Annotated in this window: 18 protein-coding genes, 2 tRNA genes, 3 rRNA genes and 9 pseudogenes; 10 read left to right on the plus strand and 22 right to left on the minus strand. The window is 38.0% G+C overall.

Annotated features, from left to right (window positions below; all coding sequences use genetic code 11):
* Positions 1–39: 39 nt before the first annotated feature.
* A pseudogene (locus tag RHABOEDO_RS11535) lies at positions 40–195 on the plus strand (helix-turn-helix domain-containing protein); the annotation flags it as partial.
* Here the strand turns inward: RHABOEDO_RS11535 and RHABOEDO_RS07245 are convergent.
* On the minus strand, positions 192–1352 hold the full coding sequence (locus RHABOEDO_RS07245; protein WP_215217485.1) for a citrate (Si)-synthase: 1161 nt from the start codon (positions 1350–1352) through the stop codon (positions 192–194). The pseudogene RHABOEDO_RS11535 and the gene RHABOEDO_RS07245 sit on opposite strands and share 4 nt — an antisense overlap.
* Before the next feature lie 12 nt (positions 1353–1364).
* Positions 1365–2348, minus strand: coding sequence for a malate dehydrogenase (locus RHABOEDO_RS07250; RefSeq protein WP_215217484.1), 984 nt, complete (start codon positions 2346–2348; stop codon positions 1365–1367).
* A gap of 193 nt (positions 2349–2541) precedes the next feature.
* Between RHABOEDO_RS07250 and RHABOEDO_RS10885 the strand changes: the two are divergent.
* Positions 2542–2853, plus strand: a pseudogene (locus RHABOEDO_RS10885) (EamA family transporter); the annotation flags it as partial.
* Positions 2854–2862: 9 nt separating this feature from the next.
* Complete coding sequence (locus RHABOEDO_RS10890) at positions 2863–3456, plus strand: DMT family transporter (protein WP_245397603.1); 594 nt, start codon at positions 2863–2865, stop codon at positions 3454–3456.
* A gap of 81 nt (positions 3457–3537) precedes the next feature.
* Here the strand turns inward: RHABOEDO_RS10890 and RHABOEDO_RS07260 are convergent, their stop codons facing one another.
* From RHABOEDO_RS07260 to RHABOEDO_RS07275, 4 genes and pseudogenes are all read right to left on the minus strand, one after another.
* Positions 3538–4455 (minus strand): hypothetical protein, encoded by a 918-nt coding sequence (locus tag RHABOEDO_RS07260; RefSeq protein ID WP_215217482.1) that lies wholly within the window; start codon positions 4453–4455, stop codon positions 3538–3540.
* Between the two features lie 84 nt (positions 4456–4539).
* A pseudogene (locus tag RHABOEDO_RS07265) lies at positions 4540–4977 on the minus strand (ISAs1 family transposase); the annotation flags it as partial.
* A 30-nt stretch (positions 4978–5007) separates the two neighbouring features.
* Entirely contained in the window at positions 5008–5184 is a 177-nt protein-coding gene (locus RHABOEDO_RS07270) for a hypothetical protein (RefSeq protein WP_215216832.1), read from the minus strand.
* A gap of 49 nt (positions 5185–5233) precedes the next feature.
* The gene (locus RHABOEDO_RS07275) at positions 5234–7063 is read right to left on the minus strand and encodes an NEL-type E3 ubiquitin ligase domain-containing protein (RefSeq protein WP_215216831.1); all 1830 of its coding nucleotides are present in this window, start codon (positions 7061–7063) and stop codon (positions 5234–5236) included.
* A 148-nt stretch (positions 7064–7211) separates the two neighbouring features.
* Between RHABOEDO_RS07275 and RHABOEDO_RS11790 the strand changes: the two genes are divergently transcribed.
* Both RHABOEDO_RS11790 and RHABOEDO_RS07285 read left to right on the plus strand, forming a co-directional pair.
* Positions 7212–7445: a hypothetical protein gene (locus RHABOEDO_RS11790; protein ID WP_215216830.1), complete on the plus strand. Its 234-nt coding sequence runs from the start codon at positions 7212–7214 to the stop codon at positions 7443–7445.
* A 51-nt stretch (positions 7446–7496) separates the two neighbouring features.
* Positions 7497–7664, plus strand: a pseudogene (locus tag RHABOEDO_RS07285) (IS5/IS1182 family transposase); the annotation flags it as partial.
* Positions 7665–7842: 178 nt separating this feature from the next.
* Here the strand turns inward: RHABOEDO_RS07285 and rrf are convergent.
* The 9 genes and pseudogenes from rrf to RHABOEDO_RS07325 form a co-directional block, all read right to left on the minus strand.
* Positions 7843–7957: ribosomal RNA gene (gene rrf / locus RHABOEDO_RS07290) — 5S ribosomal RNA — on the minus strand.
* Positions 7958–8085: 128 nt separating this feature from the next.
* A 23S ribosomal RNA gene (locus RHABOEDO_RS07295) occupies positions 8086–11027 on the minus strand.
* Between the two features lie 166 nt (positions 11028–11193).
* Positions 11194–11267 (minus strand) — tRNA-Ile (locus RHABOEDO_RS07300).
* Positions 11268–11277: 10 nt separating this feature from the next.
* Positions 11278–11350: transfer RNA gene (locus RHABOEDO_RS07305), tRNA-Ala, on the minus strand.
* Positions 11351–11439: 89 nt separating this feature from the next.
* Positions 11440–12995, minus strand: a 16S ribosomal RNA gene (locus tag RHABOEDO_RS07310).
* Together the 16S, 23S and 5S rRNA genes with 2 tRNA genes alongside form the textbook arrangement of a ribosomal RNA operon.
* A 261-nt stretch (positions 12996–13256) precedes the next feature.
* Positions 13257–14066 (minus strand): vitamin K epoxide reductase family protein, encoded by an 810-nt coding sequence (locus RHABOEDO_RS07315; RefSeq protein ID WP_245397494.1) that lies wholly within the window; start codon positions 14064–14066, stop codon positions 13257–13259.
* Between the two features lie 150 nt (positions 14067–14216).
* Positions 14217–14492 (minus strand): annotated as a pseudogene (locus RHABOEDO_RS11795) (SPW repeat domain-containing protein); the annotation flags it as partial.
* Positions 14489–15553 carry an NAD-dependent epimerase/dehydratase family protein gene (locus RHABOEDO_RS07320; RefSeq protein ID WP_245397495.1) on the minus strand — a complete coding sequence of 355 codons (1065 nt, stop codon included), beginning with the start codon at positions 15551–15553 and terminating at the stop codon, positions 14489–14491. The gene RHABOEDO_RS07320 and the pseudogene RHABOEDO_RS11795, both read right to left, overlap by 4 nt.
* A gap of 104 nt (positions 15554–15657) precedes the next feature.
* On the minus strand, positions 15658–17193 hold the full coding sequence (locus RHABOEDO_RS07325) for an Npt1/Npt2 family nucleotide transporter (RefSeq protein ID WP_215216828.1): 1536 nt from the start codon (positions 17191–17193) through the stop codon (positions 15658–15660).
* 258 nt (positions 17194–17451) lie between these two features.
* Here RHABOEDO_RS07325 and RHABOEDO_RS07330 point away from each other — a divergent pair, with 258 nt between their 5' ends.
* Both RHABOEDO_RS07330 and RHABOEDO_RS07335 read left to right on the plus strand, forming a co-directional pair.
* Positions 17452–17790, plus strand: a complete 339-nt coding sequence (locus tag RHABOEDO_RS07330; RefSeq protein WP_220017498.1) for an Hsp20/alpha crystallin family protein — start codon at positions 17452–17454, stop codon at positions 17788–17790.
* A gap of 104 nt (positions 17791–17894) precedes the next feature.
* Entirely contained in the window at positions 17895–18569 is a 675-nt protein-coding gene (locus RHABOEDO_RS07335) for an adenylate kinase (RefSeq protein WP_215216826.1), read from the plus strand.
* Between the two features lies 1 nt (position 18570).
* Here the strand turns inward: RHABOEDO_RS07335 and RHABOEDO_RS07340 are convergent, their stop codons facing one another.
* The 6 genes and pseudogenes from RHABOEDO_RS07340 to RHABOEDO_RS07365 form a co-directional block, all read right to left on the minus strand.
* Positions 18571–19479 (minus strand): DMT family transporter, encoded by a 909-nt coding sequence (locus RHABOEDO_RS07340; RefSeq protein ID WP_215216825.1) that lies wholly within the window; start codon positions 19477–19479, stop codon positions 18571–18573.
* Positions 19480–19724: 245 nt separating this feature from the next.
* Positions 19725–20228: pseudogene (locus tag RHABOEDO_RS10900) on the minus strand (transposase); the annotation flags it as partial.
* Positions 20229–20249: 21 nt separating this feature from the next.
* Positions 20250–20531, minus strand: a pseudogene (locus tag RHABOEDO_RS10905) (aromatic amino acid lyase); the annotation flags it as partial.
* Between the two features lie 80 nt (positions 20532–20611).
* Positions 20612–20872 (minus strand): aromatic amino acid lyase, encoded by a 261-nt coding sequence (locus RHABOEDO_RS07355; protein WP_320412797.1) that lies wholly within the window; start codon positions 20870–20872, stop codon positions 20612–20614.
* Between the two features lie 127 nt (positions 20873–20999).
* Positions 21000–21203: pseudogene (locus RHABOEDO_RS07360) on the minus strand (transposase family protein); the annotation flags it as partial.
* Positions 21204–21401: 198 nt separating this feature from the next.
* Positions 21402–22436, minus strand: coding sequence for an IS630 family transposase (locus RHABOEDO_RS07365; protein WP_220017499.1), 1035 nt, complete (start codon positions 22434–22436; stop codon positions 21402–21404).
* Positions 22437–22532: 96 nt separating this feature from the next.
* On the opposite strand from RHABOEDO_RS07365, the gene RHABOEDO_RS07370 reads away from it, so the two are divergent.
* On the plus strand, positions 22533–23546 hold the full coding sequence (locus tag RHABOEDO_RS07370) for an IS30 family transposase (protein WP_220017500.1): 1014 nt from the start codon (positions 22533–22535) through the stop codon (positions 23544–23546).
* 134 nt (positions 23547–23680) lie between these two features.
* Here the strand turns inward: RHABOEDO_RS07370 and RHABOEDO_RS11545 are convergent, their stop codons facing one another.
* Positions 23681–23971 (minus strand): aromatic amino acid lyase, encoded by a 291-nt coding sequence (locus tag RHABOEDO_RS11545; RefSeq protein WP_215216526.1) that lies wholly within the window; start codon positions 23969–23971, stop codon positions 23681–23683.
* Between the two features lie 231 nt (positions 23972–24202).
* Here RHABOEDO_RS11545 and RHABOEDO_RS11800 point away from each other — a divergent pair.
* Both RHABOEDO_RS11800 and RHABOEDO_RS07380 read left to right on the plus strand, forming a co-directional pair.
* Positions 24203–24291 (plus strand): annotated as a pseudogene (locus tag RHABOEDO_RS11800) (IS5/IS1182 family transposase); the annotation flags it as partial.
* Positions 24292–24364: 73 nt separating this feature from the next.
* Positions 24365–24874 carry a hypothetical protein gene (locus RHABOEDO_RS07380; protein WP_215216527.1) on the plus strand — a complete coding sequence of 170 codons (510 nt, stop codon included), beginning with the start codon at positions 24365–24367 and terminating at the stop codon, positions 24872–24874.
* Positions 24875–25135 lie beyond the last annotated feature (261 nt).

A 25135-nucleotide genomic window follows, 5' to 3' on the forward strand; every position in this document is an offset into this window, starting at 1 on the left:
TCCATTACACTTTGGGACTAAACATCTAAGAAATGGACACAAAAACAACTCGCTCAAGAATTATCTGTAAGTCGATCGACTATTTCTCGAATAGAAAATTGCCACAAGCTGATTACTCTGCCGCTAGCTGAAAAATTAAGTCTGATTTTTCATATCGATTCAGGGCTTTTTGTGCCTCATTTTTTCTATGATTAAACCCTTGATTTATATAGATACTTAGGTCTTACAATCGGCGTGCCTCTGCCATCTCTTGCCTTGGTACGCTCATAGACAATTTGCATGGCAATCCCAATAGATCTAGAAAGACCAAACAAAATGGTATAATACTCAGGGTAAGCAAATCCAGCCACTGTCAACATAGTTCCTGAAATAGCATCTACATTAGGATAAGGATCAGAAATCTTAGGATTTTCCAATAGTACTTTAATTCCTTCTGTACGCAAAAGCAAAGCGATTTTTACCAAAGGATGGTCTGGATAGTATTTTTGCACAAAATCGTATTGTAGGGTAGCACGTGGATCTTCTAATCGTAATACCGCGTGTCCAAATCCAAACACCAATTTTTTTTCCAATAAACGTTTACGAATCAACTTCTCTACTTGTTTAGCAGTTGCCTTTTCTCCTAATTCAGTAAGTACGCCGCTTACAAACTCTAAACAGTCCTGATTGGCTCTTCCATGGCGTGGTCCTTCTAAAGCACACATGGCTGCACAAATAGATCCATACATATCCTCTAATCCAGAAGCTACTGCTTTGCCTACAAAAGTGGATAGGTTTCCCCCACCATGATCGTAGTGTAAAATGTTGAATAGATTCATAACGGAAACAAGTTCTTTTTCTCTCTTATCAGGAACTTGGAGCATATAGCAAAAGTTTTCCATATAGCCTAAATCCAATCTGGGGTTAGGCGTTTTACCAAAGCCAGCGTGATGGTTAATCACAGCTGCGGCTAAATGAGGAACTTTAGCAATCATATTTAAACAATCCTCTGCATAGTTATCTGCAGATTCATGCATTCCTAATAATAATAGCGCTATACAAAAAAGTTTCATAGGATGGCCTTGTCGAGATAAAGCCTCAATAGTGGCAATCACCTGCTGAGAACAACAACTACGTTGTTTAATCATTTCAGAAAACTTTTCTAATTCTTGTTTGTTACCCTCTTTGCCATGATAGAGAAGATAGATGACCTGCTCTGGTTGCCATGTAGATAGTTCTGTAACAGGCCTTCCCAAATAAAATAATCCTTTTTGAGGATCAACATGTGATGTGGTGCAATAGCCTACAGGAAATCCGCGCAGGCCCGTTTCTAAATGCTCTTTTGTAATGGTAAATAACACATCCTTAGACATAACTTCCTTTAACTAAAGTAAATGTTCAATCAGCGCTCTTTCTTCTTTTAGCTCTTTTTCACTCAGTCTAATTGCCTTTTCTAAAAAAGGATCCCAAGATAATCCAGGCATAATTTCTATTATCTCTTTTTCTGTCCTATAGCATGGGAAGGAAAAAACTAATCCTTTTTCAATTCCGTAAGGATTAGGATCGGAATAAAGAGCGGCAGAAAACCTATCCTTGCTCAATCCTACTAAAGATCTTATAGAACAAATAATCGCATGAGCAGCTGATGCAGCAGAGGATCTTCCTCTGGCTTTTATGACTTCAGCACCTCTTTTCTGTACATAGGGAATAAATTCTTCTTCGCACCACTTGCGATCTTTAATCACCTCTAAAAGAGGTTTGTTCCCAATTTTTGCATGCAAAAAATCAGCTACCTGTGTTGCTGAGTGATTCCCCCAAATCGTCACATGAGAAACATCTGCAACTCCCACATTTGCTTTAATGGCAAGCATGGCTTGAGCTCTATTTTGGTCTAAAGCAGTCATAGCAAAAAATTGACTTTTAGGAATTCTAGGAGCATGATGCATAGCAATTAGGCAATTGGTATTACAAGGGTTGCCCACAACAAAAACAAGCACTTTAGAATCTGCTACTTCATTTAAGGCTTTTCCTTGCGTAACGAAAACTTTTCCATTTTCTGCTAATAAATCTTTTCTTTCCATGCCAGATCCACGAGGTTTAGCGCCGATTAAAAGCGCATAATCCACGTTTTCAAATACTTTTAATCGATCGGATTCTATTCTCACTTCTTGCAGCAAAGGAAAAGCACAATCCTGCAACTCCATAGCTACGCCTTCTGCTGTCTTTTGAAATTCATGTAGCTCTAATAAATGTAGAGCAATCGGTTGATCTAGCCCTAACATCTCGCCTGCTGCGATCCGAAACAACAAGCTATAAGCAATTTGTCCCCCAGCCCCTGTTACTGCAATTCTTTTCACTTTTTTGTTCATATAGACATTAAAAACCTTGTTTAATGATTTTAATTTTAATACACAAAAAATCATCTCTATGCAACCTAAACAAAATTAAAAATAATTTTTACTATTATTAACCATTGGTCATTGACTAGATCTCTATTTCTTGGTACCCTCGTTTGTTCTTAAACGTAAAAATTGATTCATGTCTGTATTTTTTGTTGCTTTAATGTACGTTGCTTGGTCCAGCGTTTTTTCTCTAGGAAAACTTGCTTTAGAGCATTCTCCTCCCCTTTTTCTAACAGCTTTTCGGATGCTTTTTGCAGCAGTACTCATCTTAAGTTTTTTATTAATCACCAAAAGATCCTCATTAAAATTATCTTTAAAGCAATTTGCTTCTGTTTTACTGCTCGCTTTCTTTAGCATCTATCTAACCAATACTTTAGAATTTTGGGGATTGCAGTATCTTTCTGCAGCTAAGACCTGTTTTATCTATAGCCTTTCCCCCTTTTTTGCCGCACTTTTCTCCTATATTCACTTTAATGAAAAAATGAATCCTCGCAAATGGATAGGGCTCTCTATTGGATTTATTGGATTTATTCCTGTTTTATTGACGCAAACAGGTTCTGAAGAACTCTTAAATGCTTTTAGTTTCTTCTCCTGGCCCACACTTGCTATTATAGGAGCAGCATTGAGCTCGGTCTATGGGTGGGTTCTACTTCGACTTATGGTAAAAGAGCAAGAAATTACCCCCCTTGTTGCTAATGGAACCAGTATGCTCTTTGGAGGCTTATTTGCCCTGATCCACTCCTATCTAATAGAGCCTGGCGCTCCTTTTCCCATATCTCCTCTACATCTTACCTCTTTTATAAAAAGGGTTATGTTGATCACCGTAATTTCTAACCTTATTTGCTACAACCTCTATGGTATGTTCTTAAAAAAATACACCGCTACATTTATGTCTTTTGTAGGATTGCTCAGCCCCATCTTTGCCTCTTTAAACGCTTGGCTCTTTTTAGGAGAAACCCCTTCTTGGATCATCGTTGTATCAACAAGCATTGTTTCCACAGGGCTTTGGATTGTCTACCGCGTAGAACTTAAACAGGGCTATATCGTTTCTTCTAAAACACCTGTTAGCAATTAGCTTTAGTAACATCAATGTTGAAGTTTATCTCTTTGTTTTTCAAATAGATAAACGGATTTTTCTCGGTGAAAATCCTAAAAGCTATTTAAAATCAGGAGCGGAAGGAGAAACTCCAGCAAATAAATGAGGATAACTGTTGCTAGGATTTGCTCTTTGGTTACGTATCGCTGCTTCGGATTCCTCATAAGAAGGAGGAGCTTCTAAAGGTTGCTGGAAATCCTTTATTAAGCCTGGAATTAACTGCTTGACCTCACTAAACTCTTTCTTTCCATCTTTTTCATCACTCCAGTGCACCCCACAATTATAAGCCGCATACATTACAGCTAGTGAGTTAAAAACCCCTCCTGCAACAACTGCTGTTGTTCCAGCTGTAGCAAGTGCTGGTACAGCTGCAAAGATAGTAATGCCTCCACCAGCTATTGCAAGAGTTCCAATTAAACTAGTTAGTATAGAGTATTTATAATTTGTTACTTTATCTACAGCTCTTCGATCAATTTTCAGTTGAACTTTAGCTATTTTACCTAATTCTTCAGTTAAATTTGAAGAACTGTACTTAGCCCAGCTCTCTATTGCTTTAGTATTTTCTAAATAGTTTGCAGTTCCTTCTGCTGCTTTAGAGAGTCTAGCATAAACAAATATGGAAATCCCTGCTACAGCAGTTGACACAACACCAATAGCAGCTATAGCTTTCCAGTTAGTCTTTTCTTTTTCAGTTTTTTCCTTTTCTTTAGATTTTTTAGGTGTATCTTTTGAAACGTGTACATGAGTGTTATGTATGTTATTTGTTGTGCTATTAGCAACATTAAATTGAGATGCAGGTTGTGATGAGGAAAAGAAATAATTGTTATTTACATTACTTACTAAGCCCAAACTTTCCCTAGCTCTATCATGATCAGCTGCTTTTATCTTTTTTGGTGTTGCTTCATCATATTGGGAGTTAGTCCGCTTTAACCAATCACAAATAAAAGTACGATCATTGCTTGAAATACTACTTGTCATATTTGCTCCTTTTATAATAAATTCAATTAAAAACAGATTTATTTTACTTTATTTAAAATAAAAAGTCTATGTAAATTTCAGGGCTTACGCATGAAAAATTTCCTTATCTAATAAATAATCTTTACGACATGATGCAATGAAGCGCCGTTTACGTAAACTGACCTTGCTTGTCTTATCTTTTTGTAAAAGATTCAAAGTAGCCCGTCGGGCTATAGATAGATTTTCAGCTCCATTTCCTTTTCTAACACGACTTAAATCCTCTCGGAAATTAACATCAAGTTGCCAATGCAATTTGTTTTCGATGCTCCAGTGATTACGCACTTCCTTTGCAAGACGTTCTGCGTTAGCAGGTAGACTTGAAATAAAATACCGAATTTCACAGCTATTCCTCTCTTGCGATTTCTTCTGTACTTTTACGCATATCAAGCTATGCAGCTTCTTCCAAATCTGACGCTGAGGTAACCAATCTAATTTCTCAGTCGCCCATACTTCTCTTATCTCACTACGTCCTCGATTACATTTTTCAGACCGCCAATAATCACAGCTAGCTTCTTACGGTATAACGTCCTGTGCTTGTTCAAAAAAGTTATGAGCTTCTGCATGTAATTGGTCTTGATTGCCTTTAAGGGCAATAACATAATCTCCTCCCTGGGAACAAATCTGTTCTACTACTATTTTGTGACAACCGGCTGCATCGATGGAAAAATTGCGAAAGAAAACTACATACAAGCCTGAATATGGTGGTTCTAGCTTTTATTGCTCTACTTTTGAAAAGATTTTAAACAGGCTCTAAAGCTTTTCTTGTTAATGCTGTTAATTCTTGCTTATATGTTTTTTCAATACTGATATAATCTGGAACTTCTTGTTCAGCAGCTTCTTCTCTTCCATCCAAGATAGCTTGATATTCTTCTCGGTAATTAGCAGAAAGAGCTTCATTCCACTTAGGATGACTAATAAGAAACTCCAAACACTCGTTTTCGTTTTGTTGTTTTTTTAAGACAGAGTCTTTAGCTTCTTTTAAATCTTTCTCTTGTAATGCACTGCATCTAAAATAGAGCATCTCTTGTACATCTATAGGAAGATCTAAGTCTTTTTTAAGTTTAATGAGATACCCAAGATAGACTTCAATCTCATCAAAAAAAGGTAAGGTACGGATTTTATTGTAAGCAATGCTCTCTAACATTTCAATAGTCCAAGGTCCCTTAATCAAAAAATTGGCTAGTTGCTTCATATCTTTACAGTCAATGGTTGCCAGTTGATAAGCAATACTCAAATGCAGAACAGAGAGTGCTACTCTATCTCCACAAGTCTCAGATGCATCTTGAATAACCTGATAGAAAATCGTGCGAAATTCTGTATCTGTATCAGCTTGGTTTAGATAACTTATAATTTTTTTAGCAAGTGCTTTTTTCATCTCTCTACCTGCTTTATAATCAGCGGTATAAGATAATCGATGTAGCCAAGAGCTCAATTCTGTTGTTTCTTTGAGTTTAGCAAACTTTGTAGGAGTTTTATCTATAATAGCATACAAACTCTTTAAAGACTCTTCGATAGATTTTTCCTCATTTGAATCCGTATCAGCAATATCAGCGATGGAATAGTTTATCCGAGGTCCTGAGTAATTAGAAGTCTGGGTTATATCTCTTAATCTTTCTAGAATATCCATGGATAAATTACATTCTGTTAAGTCAATGATACATTGAGAAGAAAGCTCTAGTATGCTCATAGGAATTCCAGATAAATTTGCATTGCGTTCAAGGTCCAGACAGGTCAACGCTTGTAGATTCCCAAAGGATGCAGGTAGGGTTGTAAGTGGGTTATTGTAAAGGTACAAATGGGTCAACGCTTGTAGATTCCCAAAGGATGTAGGGAGGGCTGTAAGTGGGTTACTGCTAAGGTCCAGATTGGTCAATGCTTGTAGATTCCCAAAGGATGCAGGTAGGGTTCTAAGTTGGTTATTGTAAAGGTACAAATGGGTTAACGCTTGTAGATTCCCAAAGGATGTAGGGAGGGTTGTAAGTTGGTTACTGCTAAGGCACAGCTGGGTCAACGCTTGTAGATTCCCAAAGGATTTAGGTAGAGTTGTAAGTTGGTTACTGCTAAGGTCCAGATTGGTCAACGCTTGTAGCTCCCCAAAGGATGCAGGTAGGGTTCTAAGTTGGTTACTGCTAAGGTCCAGATGCTTTAACTGATTAAAACAAGGGTTATTAAAAATGTCAGGCAATGAGGTTAAATTTAGATTTGTTAAATCTAAAGTCTCTTTTCTTTGAAATCCTGATAACCCAAGAAAGGCTCGAATTTTTTCCTGAGCTGTGATTCGAGCTTCACCTCTTGGAGCTGTTTCTACCCATGTCTTTAAAATGGTTTCACATGAACTTTTAGATAAACTTACATTTGGATTAACTTTATCCACTTTAATTGTAGTTTCTGTTGTGTTTTGACTCCAAACTTTTACTATTTTTTTTGTAAAAAAAACAAAGGGTTTATGACTTATTGTAAGAAAAGGAAGAGTTGCAGTAGCTAATGCAGTCCAACCTGTTGACTGAACAATTTTTAAAGGAATTGTAAGAGCTTTCTGTGTAAATGTATTAATTGAATTTATTGACATGTTAATCCTTATTTTGATATTTTTGCTTAACTTATCAGATATTAAGTTTTTTTATACAATACGCTATAAATATACGCCTTTTATTTCACAAGAGAAATAGCGGCTTGGAGATCTTAGAGCCTGTTTAAAATCTTTTCAGTAAGGCATAATGATAGTTTTCATAAAACCTTTGGAAGTAATTATGGCCCGCTCTTATCCAAGCGATATCTCTCGTAACCAATTTAGCAAAGTCCATCTAATACTTGAGTCTACATGCAAAAAAACACGTCCACGAATAGTTGATCTACATTGGTTCCGATTCAATTTCAATCGCATAGAAAAATATAGGATTAACGACAAGTTTCAAGTCGTTGACTTGAACCCCATTAAGCTAGCCGTTTGAATTGGCACTACTATAGAAGCATTTTCACTACATAAAAACCATTTGTTCGGTGTAAAAAATGTTTTAGCAGATGGAGGATATCCTGGAGAAAAATTTGCAAAGAGTGTGCAGGAGATATTAGGATGTATAGTAGAAATAGCCAAAAGAAATACACTTCATACTTTTACAGTTATTCCCAAAAGATGGGTTGTAGAGCGTTCTTTTGCTTTGTTTCAAAAGTACCTTGATGATTATGAAAGAGGTTTATTGTTAAAAATCACAATAGAGATTCTTTCATCGCCTGCCTAATACTTCAAACTTGAAAAGATACTCTTTAACAAGCGTATTAATTAACTTTATTATTTCTAGGCATAAAAAAACCCTAGTTAGATCTAGCTAACTAGGGTGGATAAAAAAAACTTGGCGGCGACCTACTCTTCCATACTCTTGAGTATAGTACCATCGGCGATGAAGACCTTGACTTCTGAGTTCGGGATGGGATCAGGTATTTCCTCTTCTCTATTGCCACCAAGACTAAATTTTGTCAGATCTCTCACTAATGCAAATTGACGCTTGAGTTTGTTAGTTTCCAAAACAGCTTTTTTAGCTGCATCTTCAGTATTCTCCTTATTTTAAGGAAAATAGTGACGATGAAAAAAAAGTAATCAAGCCAATGGACCTATTAGTATTGGTTAGCTCAACACATTACTATGCTTACACATCCAACCTATCAACCCTGTCATCTTCAGGGGGTCTCGTTGGGATATCTTATCTTGAAGGAGGCTTGGCGTTTAGATGCTTTCAACGCTTATCCTTTCCGAACATAGCTACCCGGCTATGCACTTGGCAGTACAACCGGCACACCATTGGTTCGTCCACTTCGGTCCTCTCGTACTAGAAGCAGCTCTTCTCAAATATCCTACGCCCACAACAGATAGGGACCAAACTGTCTCACGACGTTTTGAACCCAACTCGCGTACCGCTTTAATTGGCGAACAGCCAAACCCTTGGGACCTTCTCCAGCCCCAGGATGCGATGAGTCGACATCGAGGTGCCAAACCGCCACGTCGATATGAACTCTTGGTGGCGATAAGCCTGTTATCCCCGGAGTACCTTTTATCCGTTAAGCGACGGCGATTCCACTTTCTACCGCCGGATCACTAAGTCCTACTTTCGTATCTGCTCGACTTGTTGGTCTCGCAGTTAACCTCCCTTATACCTTTACGCTCTATTCGTGATTGCCAACCACGATGAGGGAAGCTTTGAACTCCTCCGTTACTCTTTAGGAGGATACCGCCCCAGTCAAACTACCCGTCTGACAATGTCCAACTCCCGGTTTCACGGAATATTGTTAGATTTTCAACCTTTCAAGACCGGTATTTCAAGGTCGACTCCATTTGCCCTAACGAGCAAACTTCAATGTCTTCCGGTTATCCTACACATGAAAAGTCAAAAGCCAATATCAGAGTATAGTAAAGGTTCACGGGGTCTTTCCGTCTTGTTGCGGGTAAACGGCATCTTCACCGCTACTACAATTTCACCGAGTCTCTCGTTGAGACAGTGCCCAGATCGTTAGGCCATTCGTGCAGGTCGGAACTTACCCGACAAGGAATTTCGCTACCTTAGGACCGTTATAGTTACGGCCGCCATTCACCAGGGCTTTAATTCAATGCTTTGTCGATTGCTCAACTGACATCTCCTTTTGACCTTTTGGCATTGGGCAGGCTTCACACCATATACGTCGTCTTAGACGACTTTGCATAGTGCTGTGTTTTTGTTAAACAGTCGCCTGGGCCATTTCTCTTCGACCAGTTTTCGCTTCTATTCGCGAAGAATATTACGAACCCTGGCCCCTCTTCTCCCGAAGTTACGAGGGTAATTTGCAGAGTTCCTTAACGAGAGTTCTCTCGCGCGCCTGAGAATATTCATCCCACCCACCTGTGTCGGTTTTGGTACGGTCGCTAAATTACGGTTAGAAACTATTTCTTGGAAGCATCGCGCTACGTTATCGGTTCCCTTTTCAGTTCCCCTTAGTCTCTGCCTAGATTTTTGTCTGCGGGCTTTCCTTCAGACCCTCTTCACAGCTCCACGGACATCCAATCGTCCGCACGCTTAACTTACTCCGTCATCTCATCACCATTGCTCTTTAGCGGCGCAGGAATATTTAACCTGCTTCCCATCGCCTACGCTTTTCAGCCTTAGCTTAGGGACCGGCTAACCCAGGGAAGACGAACTTTACCCTGGAAACCTTAGGTTTTCGGCGAAGAGGATTTTCACCTCTTTTATCGTTTACTCATGCCATGCATCTTCACTAGTATGCGCTCCAACACTCCTCACGGTATATCTTCTCTGCACATACTACGCTCTCCTACCGCGTATCTTATCGATACACCCGCGATTTCGGCTCTATGCTTTAGTCCCGTCTATTATCGGCGCAAAGTTTCTCGATTGGTGAGCTGTTACGCACTCTTTAAATGATGGCTGCCTCTAAGCCAACATCCCAACTGTCTTTGAAACTTCACTTCCTTACTCACTTAGCATAGAATTTGGGGCCTTAATCGGCGATCTGGGCTGTTCCCCTTTTGACTATGTAGCTTATCCCACATAGTCTATCTCCCGGCTTCCTTCTCGGTATTCGGAGTTTGATTCCCTTCGGTAAGGCGGTAGCCTCCCTTGTGGATTCAGTGCTCTACCCCCGAGTCGGCTTTTCCGAGGTTAACCCTAAAGTTATTTCGAAGAGAACAAGATATCTCCAAGTTTGATTGGCCTTTCACCCCTATCCACAACTCATCCAAGTCTTTTTCAACAGACACTGGTTCGGACCTCCAATCGGTTTTACCCGAACTTCATCCTGGTCATGGATAGATCACTTGGTTTCGTGTCTAAGCCACACGACTATACGCGCTATTCACACTCGCTTTCGCTTCGGCTCCAGAACGTTTGTTCTTTAACCTCGCCATGTAGCTTAACTCGCTGGCTCATCATGCAAAAGGCACGCCGTCAGCCATTCACCTTACGGTGCATAGGCCTTCGACCGTTTGTAAGCTGCTGGTTTCAGTTTCTATTTCACTCCCCTAACAGGGGTTCTTTTCACCTTTCCCTCGCGGTACTTGTTCACTATCGGTCATCGTTTTAGTATTTAGCCTTGGAGGGTGGTCCCCCCAGTTTCAGACCGGATTTCCCGTGCCCGGTCCTACTCAGGTTCCTATTTCGCTTATCTTATCTTTCGCATACGGGACTCTCACCCTGTTTCATTGGCCTTTCCATGCCATTTTGCTAGATTAAACTTCGCTTTATAATAGGCCCTACAACCCCAGGAATTAATCCCTGGTTTGGGCTCTTCCCACTTCGCTCGCCGCTACTATGGGAATCTCTTCTAGATTTCTTTTCCTCTGCTTACTGAGATGTGTCACTTCAGCAGGTCTTGCTTCTTTAAACTATGTATTCATTTAAAGATGATAGAGGGCTTCTCTATCGGGTTCCCCCATTCGGATACCTTCGGTTCTACGCCTTTTCCGACTCCCCGAAGCTTTTCGCAGGTTACACGTCCTTCTTCGCCTTTCGATGCCAAGGCATCCACCAACAGCTCTTAGCAGCTTGATTACAAAACTTTTTTGCTGCTAATTTTGATTTTTCTTTCATTCTCAAGCGCCAATTTACATCAGTGAAATCTTTTCCACTTATTTTACTTTTGCGCTTTATTTGAGATTTCTCTCTGACTAAATTTAGTTCTATCAAGATAGCTAATTTCTTCTTTACAGGAAGAATGTGCGGTTACCTAGACTTGAACTAGGGACCTCGACATTATCAGTGTCGCGCTCTAACCAACTGAGCTATAACCGCTTGACTCAAATGGAGGCTAGGAGGTTCGAACTCCTGACCTTCTGAATGCAAATCAGATGCTCTACCAGCTGAGCTAAACCCCCGTTTAAAGTTCTAGGGTTTAACAGCAAAAAAGAAGTGACGTGGACAAAACAGAGCTTGTCTCAACCTTAAAGAACTACTTTAGTCCTTAAAAGGAGGTGATCCAGCCCCACCTTCCGGTAGGGCTACCTTGTTACGACTTCATCCCAGTCATCAGCCTTACCTTAGGCGCCTCTTCCCTTGCGGTTAAGTCAGCGACTTCGGGTAAAACCAACTCCCATGATGTGACGGGCGGTGTGTACAAGGCCCGGGAACGTATTCACGACGTTGTTGCTGACACGTCATTACTAGCAATTCCAACTTCATGTAGTCGAGTTGCAGACTACAATCTGAACTGAGATCGGCTTTTCGGGATTTGCTCCACCTTACGGTCTTGCTGCCTTTTGTACCGACCATTGTAGCACGTGTGTAGCCCCAGACATAAAGGCCATGCGGACTTGACGTCATCCTCACCTTCCTCCTAGTTAACCTAGGCAGTCTCATTAGAGTCCCCACCTTTACGTGTTGGCAACTAATGATAAGGGTTGCGCTCGTTGCGGGACTTAACCCAACACCTCACGGCACGAGCTGACGACAGCCATGCAGCACCTATACAAAGATCCTTTCGGAACGCATCATCTCTGTTGCTGTCCTTTGCATTTCGAGCCTGGGTAAGGTTCTTCGCGTTGCATCGAATTAAACCACATGCTCCACTGCTTGTGCGGGCCCCCGTCATTCTTTTGAGTTTCACCCTTGCGAGCGTACTCCTCAGGCGGTATACTTATCGCGTTAGCTACGACACAGCCAGGGTTGAGCCTAACTACATCAAGTATACATCGTTTACGGCAAGGACTACCAGGGTATCTAATCCTGTTTGCTCCCCTTGCTCTCGCGCCTCAGCGTCAGGTAAAAGCTAGGAAACCGCTTTCGCCACAGGTGTTCTTCCACATATCTACGCATTTCACCGCTACACGTGGAATTCCGTTTCCTCCGCCATCCCTCAAGAATTGCAGTTTCAAATGCGGCTCCGAAGTTGAGCTTCGGAATTTCACATCTGACTTTTAATCCCGCCTACGCGCCCTTTACGCCCAATAATTCCGATTAATGCTTGCACCCTCCGTATTACCGCAGCTGCTGGCACGGAGTTAGCCGGTGCTTCTTTACGCAGTACTCTCACATGCCTTAGCTATTCACTAAAACACTTTGCTCTTGCGCGAAAGAGTTTTACAACCCGAAAGCCTTCATCACTCACGCAGCGTCGCTTCGTCAGGCTTTCGCCCATTGCGAAAGATTCTCGACTGCAGCCTCCCGTAGGAGTTTGGGCAGTGTCTCAGTCCCAATGTTGGCGGTCAATCTCTCAATCCGCCTAGACGTCTTTGCCTTGGTGCGCTTTTACCACACCAACTAGCTGATATCCCATGAACCTATCCTTTACCGCAAGGCCTTTTTACAAGGGCCCCCACTTTGATAGCCAATAATTTTTTATCGGTACCTCATTCGGTATTAGCGCCTGTTTCCAGTCGTTATTCCCAGGTAAAGGGTAAGTTATTCATGTATTACTAACCCTTTCGCCACTAAACTAAAAGTTGCCCTTTAGTTTCGTTCGACTTGCATGCCTCATCCACGCTGCCAGCATTCAATCTGAACCAAGATCAAATTCTCAGAAAAATATTTCTTGAAAATTTGCTCATATTAAAAAATTAACAGGCAAATAAAATGATTTTATTCATTCCATTTACACAAGCTCTTTTTTGCTTGCACGTCACTTCTGTTTTGCTGTTAAACATTTTTTGAACCAATCTCGTTGATTCTATTCCTTTTGCGCTTTGCGCCTAAGGAAGTAAACAACATACATAATATACTCCTTTTTTCGCAATTCCTTTTCTCGCTTTTTTTTGCTTTTTCATAGAAAGAAAAAAAATTGTAACTTTAGAAAATTAGACGTTGCCAAGGGCCATATTTTTCAAGAACTTTTCCTTTTGGGAAAGATAAGAAGCAAATCAAAGCCCCTAAAAGAAGGTTATGGAAAATAAGTAACAACGAGATTTCGAGGTAGAACCAAACCGTGACAAGTAAGATAGCTCCAAATAGCAGATTCAAAAAGCGCAAGACCCGAAATACTTCTGCGCAGGAAATCAAAGAAATAAAGGCAATTAAAGGACCTAATATGAAATTAATATTAACTAAAAAACTACTATTTATATAATAAGCACTAATAATTAACCAGACACCCAATACAATTAATAAAAGCAGATTCCAAGGCAATGTTATTCCAAAAGACTGCTTGAAAAATTTGGATTTTTTTTCCTCTACATGTATTCCATGCCAAAAGGTTTGCCAAAAGCAGCGATTGTGTTTTGCTTCTTTTAAAAGCAAAAGAGTGGCTACTAACTCTGGAGCTGTAAATAAAATCATAATAGACATAAAAAAAGCTGTAGCTAAACATAAACTACACCATGCACCGACAACCACCGGCTGTAAAATAATTAACAAAACGCTAATAATACTTACAGGAACGACAAGGAAACTAAAAAGACAAACAAGCCAGGGGTTTTTTGCCCATCTTTTACTACCACCTTGCCATCCAAGTAAAAACTCTAAAGTATATCCAAAAGCTCCTAAGCCGGCATCAGAAATAGGAAATGCATGGGAAACATCGGAATTGAGTACTTTACTTGTTCCATCTAGAAAAAAGGGATCCCAAACATCAGCAATGTACCCTAATTGATAAGCTGCCATGTATCGCGAAAATAACCAACACATAAGCGCTAAAGCAATAGTTAAGACTCGTGCAGTCCAAGAAGAAGGATTAAAAGACCACCCTTTAGGATAAAAGCTTGTATTTTCAAAAGAAATCTCAGGCATTGCTAATTGAAAACCAAAAACAACAGCTAAAGACCCCATTAGTGTATCATTTAAATAAATAAGGGACTGAGGAGCCCAAAATACAAGAGGAGCTAATTTTAGCCAGATACCAAGCCCTGCTACACCCCATGCAAATCTTTTTTTTTTAGTATAGAAAAAACTTATAGCAAATAATGTAATAAGCAATCCTGTGCCAAGATCGTTATACATTAGTAGGTCATCTTGATAAAAAAAGGTTAAAGGATTAGCAAATAACCAAATTCCTAAAGCCATACTAAGGAAACAAAATAATTTTTTCATTGTGCCTTTTTCTTTAGAGAATTGGGTATATTCAATCCATTTTCCGTATACCAAGCTACCGGATCTTTTTTTAATTCTTCAGCCCATTGCAAAATGGTTTCATCCACGCGCTTCTTTGGATCCCAACCTAGATGCCTTTTTGCTTTTGAGATGTCTAATTCATAATGATCATCTGCAATTTGAATCATCCAAGGTTTGATAAAAGAAGGTTTCATAAACGGCAGATGGTCTTGAAACCAAGCACCTATTTTGGCAATTGGTTTTGGAACTCGCCAGGTTTTCCATTCTTTTTTATACAGTGAATAAGCCATTTTTTTCTGCAGTTCATCATAACTAAAAGTTTTAGCTTCTCCAATTAGCAGATTGATTTCTTCTGGGAGCTCTTTACGTTTTTTTACACATAAGCCGATAGCTTCTACTAAATCATTCATATGTACAAAGCTAGATCCACAATGAATATCACCAGAAAAAAGATGAGATTCTAATTGGTTTTCAAAAATCCTCTGCATTTGATTGGATAAGGGGATAGAATGGCATTTATCATCGTAAACACCTGCAATGCGTAAATTAACACTACTAAATCCTTTTCTCAATTCATGAATGAGATGCTCTGTTTGTGTTTTAGAGCGTGGATATCCCCAAGAAGGAGCTATAGCTGAATCTTCTGTTATTTTAATTCCTGGCTGAGTTGGTTTGTATATCAACATTGTTGAAGAAAAGATAAATTGCTCCAATTGGAAATGGGCTAAACCTTTTAGAAATCTTTGAGTGCCTTTTACGGTAATTTGATCGTATTTCTTGCTCTCTGGTTCTGCAAAACTATAATAAGCAGCAAGATGAATAACCGAGGCTATTTCATCTCCATAATTTTTTTTTAATAGTTCAAGTCCCTTGAGCACATTTTCATCAGAAGAAATATCTACTTTAATAAAATCTATCTTCGGATTTACAGGTGGAGTAATATCAAAACCAATAATTTGATAATCTTGAGAAAAATATTCAGCTACCTTTGAGCCTATTCTTCCACTTATTCCTGTAATTAGAATGATTTGCTTGCTCACTATGAACAACTCGCTTTGTAGTTAAACTTAAAACATTTAATGCATGTTTCACTTATTTTTTGCAAGTTTTATATAAAAGAGATTGATAAGGCTTAACTTATAGATTAGAGTTCTGGCAGGCCCTGCATATTAATGGGCTCATCGACTGCGGTCATTTGTTTAAACTGTTTGCCTAAGTAAAAAGCAGATGGGATCCAAGCGACTAAAATAAGAAATAAAATGCCAGCTACAAAAGGAGCCGAAAGAGCCACACTTCCCATCAAAATAATAAATACCTGATAGACTAATGAAGAACCAGACTTGCCTAAACTTGAACCTAGACCATCAATTGCAGCTTTGCCTTTGAGTTTAGATTCGCTGTTAAGAGGTAAAAAAGCTACTTCTTTAGAAGCGTCAAATACCGAATATTTGCAAGCTTTGCTTAAACAATTTTGCAAAGATCCGCAGTACACTGCCATCGCAAAAGGAGCTAACCCAAAAACAGCTGCTGAAAAAGCTGCCAATGAATCAGCGCAAAACATAAAAGTAAAAAAACCAACAGCGGTTAGCGTCATGATCATTGGCGTGATAACTGCTGTAAAAGTCCAACCAAGTCTTGTAATTAAAACAGAAAAAAATAAAGCCCCACAGGTAGCTAATATACCGATTCCGACAGTTATTTTATTCATATGCTCAAGCATGACATTAGGGTCGCTAAATAAAGTTGCTAATTGAGACTTCCATAAGACATCTGTGAGGTTAATGCTAATGTTATAGCCTAAAACAATGATAGCAAGAGGAACCAAATACCTAGAGCAAAGAATGTATTTTACACTCTCTCTAATGGAAAGTTGCTCTTTGATTTCTTGCTTGATCAAACAAGGCTCGTTTCTTTCTTTATCGGTTAATACATAGCGATTAATCCAAGCATAAATGCCCATGCAAGCAATTCCTAAAGCCACGATTAATAAAATAAGCTGATAGATTGTTTGGCTCCAAGGATTTTCCTTCGTAGGCAAAAAAGAAAAAGCAAAGGGTTTACTAAAAATTAAAGCTAAAGATCCTCCTAAGATGGGGGCTATATTTGAACCTATATTTAAAATTCCATATGTTCTCTTTGCTTCACCTACACATGTTACATCATTTACAAAGCCCCAGTAGATTACTGCCAATAATAAAGTAGCCCAAAGCTCTGAAACTATATAAAAAGAGGTAAAAATCCAGTTGCGTATTAAAGCTATTAAGCCTTGAAATCCTTCTGGTAAAACAGTAGACAACCAGTTCCCTAATGTGTGTAAGTGCAATTTTTCGCTGTTTGGATATAAAACAAAGGCAAATACAAGAAAATAGGCAAGAAAACTGGAAATGGTAATATAAAAGACGGCTGATTTATTAAAATAACGATTTAAGCGAGTATACAACCAAGTAGCTCCAACCGCAGCTGGGAAAATTCCCCACACCTTAATAAAAGGGATTACCTCTGCTCCTGAATGCTTTGCTGTTAGAATAACCGCATCTTTTAAATTCCTTAGGACGCTGTAACTTACACAAATCAGAAACAGCAAAAGTAACATGGAAAGAACTTTTTTAAGTTCAGAGCGATGAACAGGCCAAAAAATACTCCTTAAAGTACCGAATGCTTTTACTTTTTTTTTTGCCATAAACCTTTTAATAAGAGACTGTAAAATCCTCTGAAAGAGAGTTTTTTGCAATCTCAAATCCGAGATTTTATAAAAATCGTTAGTTTTTATCTAACACTTTTTTCTTGTTTCTTTTTATTTTAATATATATAGTTATAAATTGTATTTTTAACCAAATTAAAATCTATGTGTCGTAAACTAAACCAACATCTTCATGGACTCTTCTCTCATACTAGCAATCGCTTGTGTTTGTCTGAGGAAAAAGGAGGGATGCTTCTTTTGAATCCTTTTGAAGAATCTTCAGGTTTAACTATATCAGAAGACGAAAAATATGTTTATATAGAAGCTTATGTCCCCGGTATTAAATCAGAAGAAATAGAGCTTTCTCTAAAACAGAACATTCTTTGGATTAAAGCTGTTAAAAAAGAAGAAGTAAAAGACAATAAAAGAAAGTTTTACCAAAAGGCCACTAGCTCCTTTTCTTACAGCATTCCCCTTCCTAGCGCTGTAGACGAAACAAAAAGTCCAGAAGCTATATGTAAGAACGGAATAGTAAAAATAAAATTTCATAGAAAAAAAATTCAACCCTCCAAAAAAATTTCTATACAAGCCCTTTAATTTTGGGCTTTTTTTCCATTTTCTAAAGATAAAAAATGTTATTTTTAAAAGAGTGACTTCTGCTAAGATAAGCCTCTGCCAAATCACATTTTAACTGGTATTTTATGGCTGAATCTTCTGACACGCACGTATTTATTTTATTAGGCCCTCCTGGAGCTGGAAAAGGAACTCAAGCAAAGAATTTATCTCAATATTTCCACCTCACTCATATTTCAACAGGAGATTTACTTAGAAAACAAATTCATCAAAAGACAGAGTTTGGTAAAGCGGTAGATGTCTACATGCAGAGTGGCCAATTAGTTCCAGATGAAATGATTTTACATATGCTATTTGAAAGAATCTCTGCGGCAGATTGCAAGAAAGGCTATATTTTAGATGGATTCCCTCGAACATTAACTCAAGCTGAAAAATTACAAGCTTATTTTACACAAAATAAAATTGAGCCATTTGTTTTTAATCTAGATTTAAGCGATCAAGAGATTATTAGACGGTTGCAAGACCGTCTGATTTGCATAAAGTGCCATACTCCTTATCATCTATTTAATTCTCCACCCAAAAAAGCAGGTATTTGCGATAGATGTCATGCACACTTAACTTATCGATCTGATGATCAACCTGAAGTGGTTAGCAAACGCCTGCAAATATATCATGAGCAAACAGCTCCTTTAATTATGTATTACAAAGAACTTAAATTGCTTCATACCATTGATTGTAATCACACCGAGAAAGAGATTTTTCATCAAATGTTTCTCTACTTAAATAGATCTTTCTCATCGTAACTTAAGAAATAAAGCGCTTTTTCCCATAGAACTGAATAACGCTGCCTATAATGACCAAAGCAAGACCCAGACCGGAGCATAAGTTAGGCAACCGGTTAAAAACAAGCCAGTCAAATAATCCTGAAAACAGAAGGGCTATATAAGAGAAAGGGGCTAAAATGGATGGCCTAGCATATCGGTAAGCAAATCCACGAAAAGACTGGTTAAAAATGCTTGTAACCCCCATACCTAATAAAACCCATGCATGCACAAGGCTACTTGTATGTCCATAAGTACTAGTCTGAAATAATTCTCCCGAAAAAAGGTAAAGAACTCCAGTAAAAATAGAACAGAGAAAAAATAAGAAAAATAATGTGCTTTGTTGAGGAGCATGATGCACTTGATGAAAGTAGATTACTTGAGAACCTGCTAAAGCTACTGGAATTAGGAATCCTACTAAGCTAATCCTACTAATTACTCCAAGGTCTGGCTGTAAAATACAAAGTACCCCTATAAAAGAAATTACGATACTAAATAAAGTAAGCATATTTAGACGCTGTCTATGAAAAAGGCTTTCAAATATTAAAATAAACAAGGGTGAAGTACTTTGTAAAACAGCTGCATCAAGTAAAGATTGCTGGTTTAAAAAATAAAAAAAAGAATACTGATACACAAGCACACAACTGCTACGCAGCCATTGTATTCTCCAATTTCTTGCTTGCCAAAGTTGAACAACAGAATATTTTGTTAGAGAAAATGGTAAAAGCAATATAAAGGGAATGGCAAATCGTAAAAATGTGATTAAGAAAAAAGGAGTATTATCCAATCCAAACTTAGAAAACAACCCAAAGAGAGAGGACCCAATAGTTGAAAGTAAGATGTATGCCACCCCTTTTATAAAATCTTGGTCAAAAGATTTTGCTGTAGACATATGCGAAGACCTTGAAGAGAAATGTTTAATCTTCACTTCTATACAAGACTCTAGTTATCCTCTCAAGATAAAACCCCTCTATTCCTTCATAAATGGTATTCTTACCTGTATTTTTTCCACTTCTTGTAGCAAAGCCCCAGTTTTAATGATCTCTGCTAACTTATTCTAAATAATCGGTTAGGCATTGATCTGTCGATAAATAAGGAACATATTTACGCACCATGTTAACCTCAGTTTTGGGTTTTCTAGAAAATAACTAGCTCTAAACTTTCCTTATCAGACATCTTAATACGAGGCTTTTTAGGTTGCTTCGTATAAGCCGCAATTGCACAAAGCGTATTAACCAAAAAATTGCTTATTGATCTATGTCTTGTATGTTCAATCTGGGATATATTTTTTATTCGACAAAATATCGGCTACAGAAACGTCTGATGTATTTCCAGGTGTTAATTGAAAAGCTAGAATTTCTCCTACTTCATTAAGTATTAAATGAAGTTTAATTCCCAAGAACCATCCTGCTCCTGTTTTCCCATTTTTGCAAATCTTGTAAAAACTTTATTTCTCCTAATTCTTTTGTTATGGCAAACTTGTATCTTTTTTGAGTCAATAAAGCTAATTCCAGTAATTTTACCTTTGTTATGTAAAAGATAAGCGAATAGGGGGATAAAAATATTTTTTACAAAGTAAACAAATCTGCTGTAGCTAATAAGAGTAGGAAACTCTTTACGGAGATGAACCATTACATAACTGCAACTGAGGTTGTTAAACACCTCTCTTGTAGCACTACTTAAAAGGTTTGCACCCCTAATTTCGGCAGCCTGTACTCCACATAGCAGTTCAAAAGCTAATACATAACAGCTATTTTCAGAAATTTCTTGAGCTATTCGACCCGCAATAAGTCCCAAAGAAACAATATCTTGAAAATCTCCAGTTGAGGTGAGCGACTGAATGGATACGGGATTGCATAAAGAACGGTTTTTAGCTGCTAAAGAAGTTGTCATAAACTGCCCTCCCATTAACCCTAATCGCAAACCCAGATTTTCCAAACATAAAAAAGCAGGTAACTAATTGCTATGATTTTTATCCATGAATCGGTCAATACGCTTGTCAGAAAGATTAGATTATGAAATATCTAGTGGTGCTCACAAAGAATCAAAGCATTATCATTACTTGAATTTAACTCATTTGTTACTAGCCGCTGAATCCATTCAAGGTTTTCTCGAATAGGTCCGATAATTTGAGGTGTACAACGAATGGAATAAGCATCCTCAATAGGTGCTTGAGTAGCCATTGGTTGTGTATGCGCATAAGACTTTAGCTGTTCTTCAACAGATTTTTCATCCACCGCCATTTGTGAATCTTGTAAAATGGTCCAAATATTTTTAGCGGTTATCTATTGACCTTGATGCGGCTTTTGCTCGTTTACAAATGGATGAAAAGGTTTCTTTTTTACCTTTAAACCCTCAAAAGTTAAACAAGAAATCACATCATAAGTTTTAATAGACCTCTTTCAAAACCCATTAACATAGCTCCAGATTATAAATGCCCGCAATTAGATTGAACCGAAGACCAAACCTTTTTCGTCTATTTCTATAACGATCAGCTAAAATTTTGAATCGCTTAAGCAGACCAATAGCATTTTCATTAATTACACTTTCTTTGGAAAGGAATTGATTATTTTTTTTGTCTTGTTTTGTTAAAGGATTTTTCTTGCTTCTTCTTTTAGAGCCTGTTTAAAATCTTTTCAAAAGTGAGGATATTCTGGAGAAAGATTTGCAAAGAGTGTACAGGAAATATTAGAATATAGTAGTGCCAATTCAAACGGTTAGCTTAATGGGGTTCAAGTCAACGACTTGAAACTTGTCGTTAATCCTATATTTTTCTATACGATTGAATCGGAACCACTATATACTAGTGCCGATTCAAACGGCTAGCTTAATGGGATTTAAGTCAACGACTTGAAACTTGTCGTTTATCCTACATTTCAAAATATCTGTTATTTTCGGTATCTCTTCTAAGAAGAATCCTCTAATTGCCTGAAAAAAAGTCACCGACGTTTCGTAATATCGATTGTATACCTTCTTTTCCTTTAAGATCTTCCACAAGCGTTCAATAGGATTCAAATTCGGCGAATAAGAAGGGAGATAGTGCACTTTAATCTTAGAAGACATCAGAAACTCTTCTAGTTTCTTATTTTTGTTTGATCTCGCATTATCCAAAATTACATGAATAATTCGAGCCTCTGTCTGTTTTTCTAGCTTCTTGAAAAAATCGAGCATTGCATCGGCATCAACTGTCTTATATTCCTCTGTAACAATCTTCATTCCTGTCAGGCAAAGAGCTCCAGCAAAATGCAATCGCAATTGTTTCCCGGATGTCTGCAAAGTCTTTTGAACGCCTTTTTTGATCCATCCACATACGGCTTGGGACTGATGTTCAGGATGCACAGCATCTATGAAATAGATCTCTTCATCAGGGTTTAAGGTCTCCTTTAAAACCATATATTGTTCTATGAAAATTCGTTGTTTTTCAGGATCTAATTTCCCAGGAATCTTTTTAGGACGTTTATAAACAAATCCGTGCTGTATGAGCCAATCTGTCATGCCACTTCGGGAATATTTTATCCCATATTGCTCATGCACATAAGCTATGATCCCTTTGACTTTAAGATAGGTCTTTTCCTGTAGGTGTTTTAGTAGAGACTCTGTTTGGTCTTGTGAAAGTTTTGATTTGCTACCGCCTCGAGGGCTATTTCCAGTTTTATTTTCGGAATCATATTCTCTGAGGTATTCCTGAACAGTGATAGGGCTTATCCGAAGTGCTTTAGCAAGATTTTTTGTTGAGATACCCTCATCATAGCCCAAAATTACACAAAGCCTATTCCGTTCAGAATAGTCTTTTGGATGCTTTAACTTGTGTTCTAAGTCAGCTATCTGGCTAGGGGTCAGTTTTTTCATACTCAATAGCTTAACACAAAACAAAAAGTCTTTTCAAGTTTGAAGTGCACAGAAGAATTAAAAAAAGAATAGGCAGGCGATGAAAGAATCTCTATTGTGATTTTTAACAATCAAACACAAGGAGAGACCTTGCCTAAAGGCTACCATCACCTAACCTATGACCAAAGATGTCAGATTTATATTTTAAAAGCTAGAGGAGATACATCTAGCTCAATAGCAAACATTCTAAAAGTTCATCATAGCACTATTAGTAGGGAACTTAAGAGAAATAAAGGGCAACGAGGATACCGTCATCAGCAAGCTCAAGAAAAAGCATTTCTTAGAAAAAATTCTCAGCCCAATAAAAAAATGACTCCTCAAATAGTTACCCGTATTGAAGAAAAAATCAAGTTGCAATGGAGCCCTATACAAATATCCGGATGGCTTAAAAGACATGGTAAAGAACATGTTAGTCATGAGACCATCTATAATCATATCTGGAAAGATAAACGACAGGGAGGACAGCTTTATAGAGAGCTCCGTCATCGAGGGAAAAAATATAACAAGCAGAGAAAGGGAGCTTCTGGAAGAGGGAACATGCCTGGTCGTATAGATATTAAGCAACGGCCTTGTATTGTAGAAAAAAAGACTCGTTTAGGAGACTGGGAACTAGATACAGTCATAGGGGCAGGACATAAAGGCGTAATTGTATCAATGGTAGAAAGAACTTCCAAGCTAACTAAGCTCGCCAAAGTTTCTCATAAAACTGCAGAGGAAGTAAGTCAAGCGTTAATTGAACAACTTAAACCTATCAAAGATTTTGTACACACATTAACAGCAGACAACGGAAAAGAATTTGCCTATCACCAAATGGTTAGTTTCGAGCTAGAGACAGACTTCTACTTTGCAACGCCCTACCATTCTTGGGAAAGAGGCTTAAATGAGCATACAAACGGACTAGTTAGGCAATATTTTCCTAAAATACAAAGCTTTTTAGATACGACTTCCAAGGATATAGAAAGGGTGGAAACTTTACTAAATAACAGACCTAGAAAGGCTCTCAACTTCGAAACTCCACTAGAAGTGTTTACGAGATTATCTACAAACATGCTATGCTCGGGTGCACAATAGATGTTTTTTCAAGTATTTATATGTTCTTTTTTGTGCACTTCAAGGTTGAAAGGGCCAAATATTTTTCTATCCGATTGAATCGGAACCACTATATATTATCAAAAGTTGGCAAAAAGAACCAAAAAGTTTTAGAATTAATCCATTCCATCACACTTTGGGACTAAACATCTTAGAGATCCTTTTGAAGGAATACAAGGGAGAATCCCAGCATTATACATTTGCACTAATTTATCAAAATTAGTCCAAGAAATAGCAGAAGTGCTCCGAGCTAGAGAATTCAATCTTGTGAAAATAGTAGCTCTTACTATGTGATCATCCAGATAAGAGCCTACATTTGTTGCAACCGCAGAAATTAAATTCTCTTGCAACTGCCTAGCAGAGCTAATTGGTGATAACTTCTCGAATAGTGTATGAAAGCGATTCATCGTAAAAATAGACTACACCTATTCCTTTCATGATTTGGAAAATCCATCTTAAAGTAGGGTTTGCCACTTCCTTACTCAGCTGATTTAAGTAAAGTACTTTCTTTGTACTTTCAGTTGCTCTCTTAACCTAAGATTATAAATCATTAAAAATAAAATCATTATCATCTTTCATCTCATAGAAAGATTTGCAAAAAATGTGCAGAAAATATATAGGATGTATATTAGAAATAGTGTCGCAGGCTATGGAAAAATTGCGAAAGAAAACTACATACAAGCCTGAATATGATGGCTTTATTGCTCTACTTTTGAAAAGATTTTAAACATCTTCTTAAGCTTTATATATAAAAATTTAATACATTTTTTAATAAATACAAAACCCACAGAGAAAATTTTATGATTCATGAATCACACACACACTCAGCACAAGCTCTAAACACAGTAACAATTGATTTCCCTCATACTCAGACTGCATCGGCAACTATACGCAAAACCGCGATCACAGCTGCAAAGATAATAGGTTTACTAACCGCTGGGGCAGGAATTAGCTATCTAATAGCCATCAACAGATTCAAAAGCGATCCCTGCTTGAAAAATTCTTCTTTTATTATAAACAGTCCTGATGAATCCTTCTGGGATGGTTGCTGTCGCCCTTTATTTAATTTGGGAAAATGTCTTGGAGAGAAAATCTCAAACTTTTCCCATGTTTTAAATCAATGTCCCAGATCAGTCGAAAGCGGTTTCTGCTTGGAAAATGCTCCTTTTATTATAAACAGTCCTGATGAATCCTTCTGGGATGGTTGCTGTCGCCCTTTACTTAATTTGAGAAGATGTCTTGAAGAGAAAATCCCAAACTTTTCCCATGTTTTAAATCAATGTCCCAGATCATCTGATTGTGATCCTTAAAGAATTAAAATGATGTCCTAGACAGGACTTGTATTTACAGAAGGCAATTTATTGACAGTGTCAACTTGGTGTATGCCAGTTTGATTTCAAGTTAAGAGTCGATATTTCTTTTGTGAAATAAAAGGCGTTCTTTAAGGTCTTGGACAGCAAAGTTTAATGCGGGAGATAAGTCCAGGGTTCTCTGCGGAATCTTTTTTTAAAGAAAACTATTTTAGATTCTTCGCTCCATTATGCTATCCGAAATGAAATGGGCAAGACAAT

The sequence above is a fragment of the Candidatus Rhabdochlamydia oedothoracis genome, from assembly GCF_019453995.1.
GTDB classification, from domain to species: domain Bacteria; phylum Chlamydiota; class Chlamydiia; order Chlamydiales; family Rhabdochlamydiaceae; genus Rhabdochlamydia; species Rhabdochlamydia oedothoracis.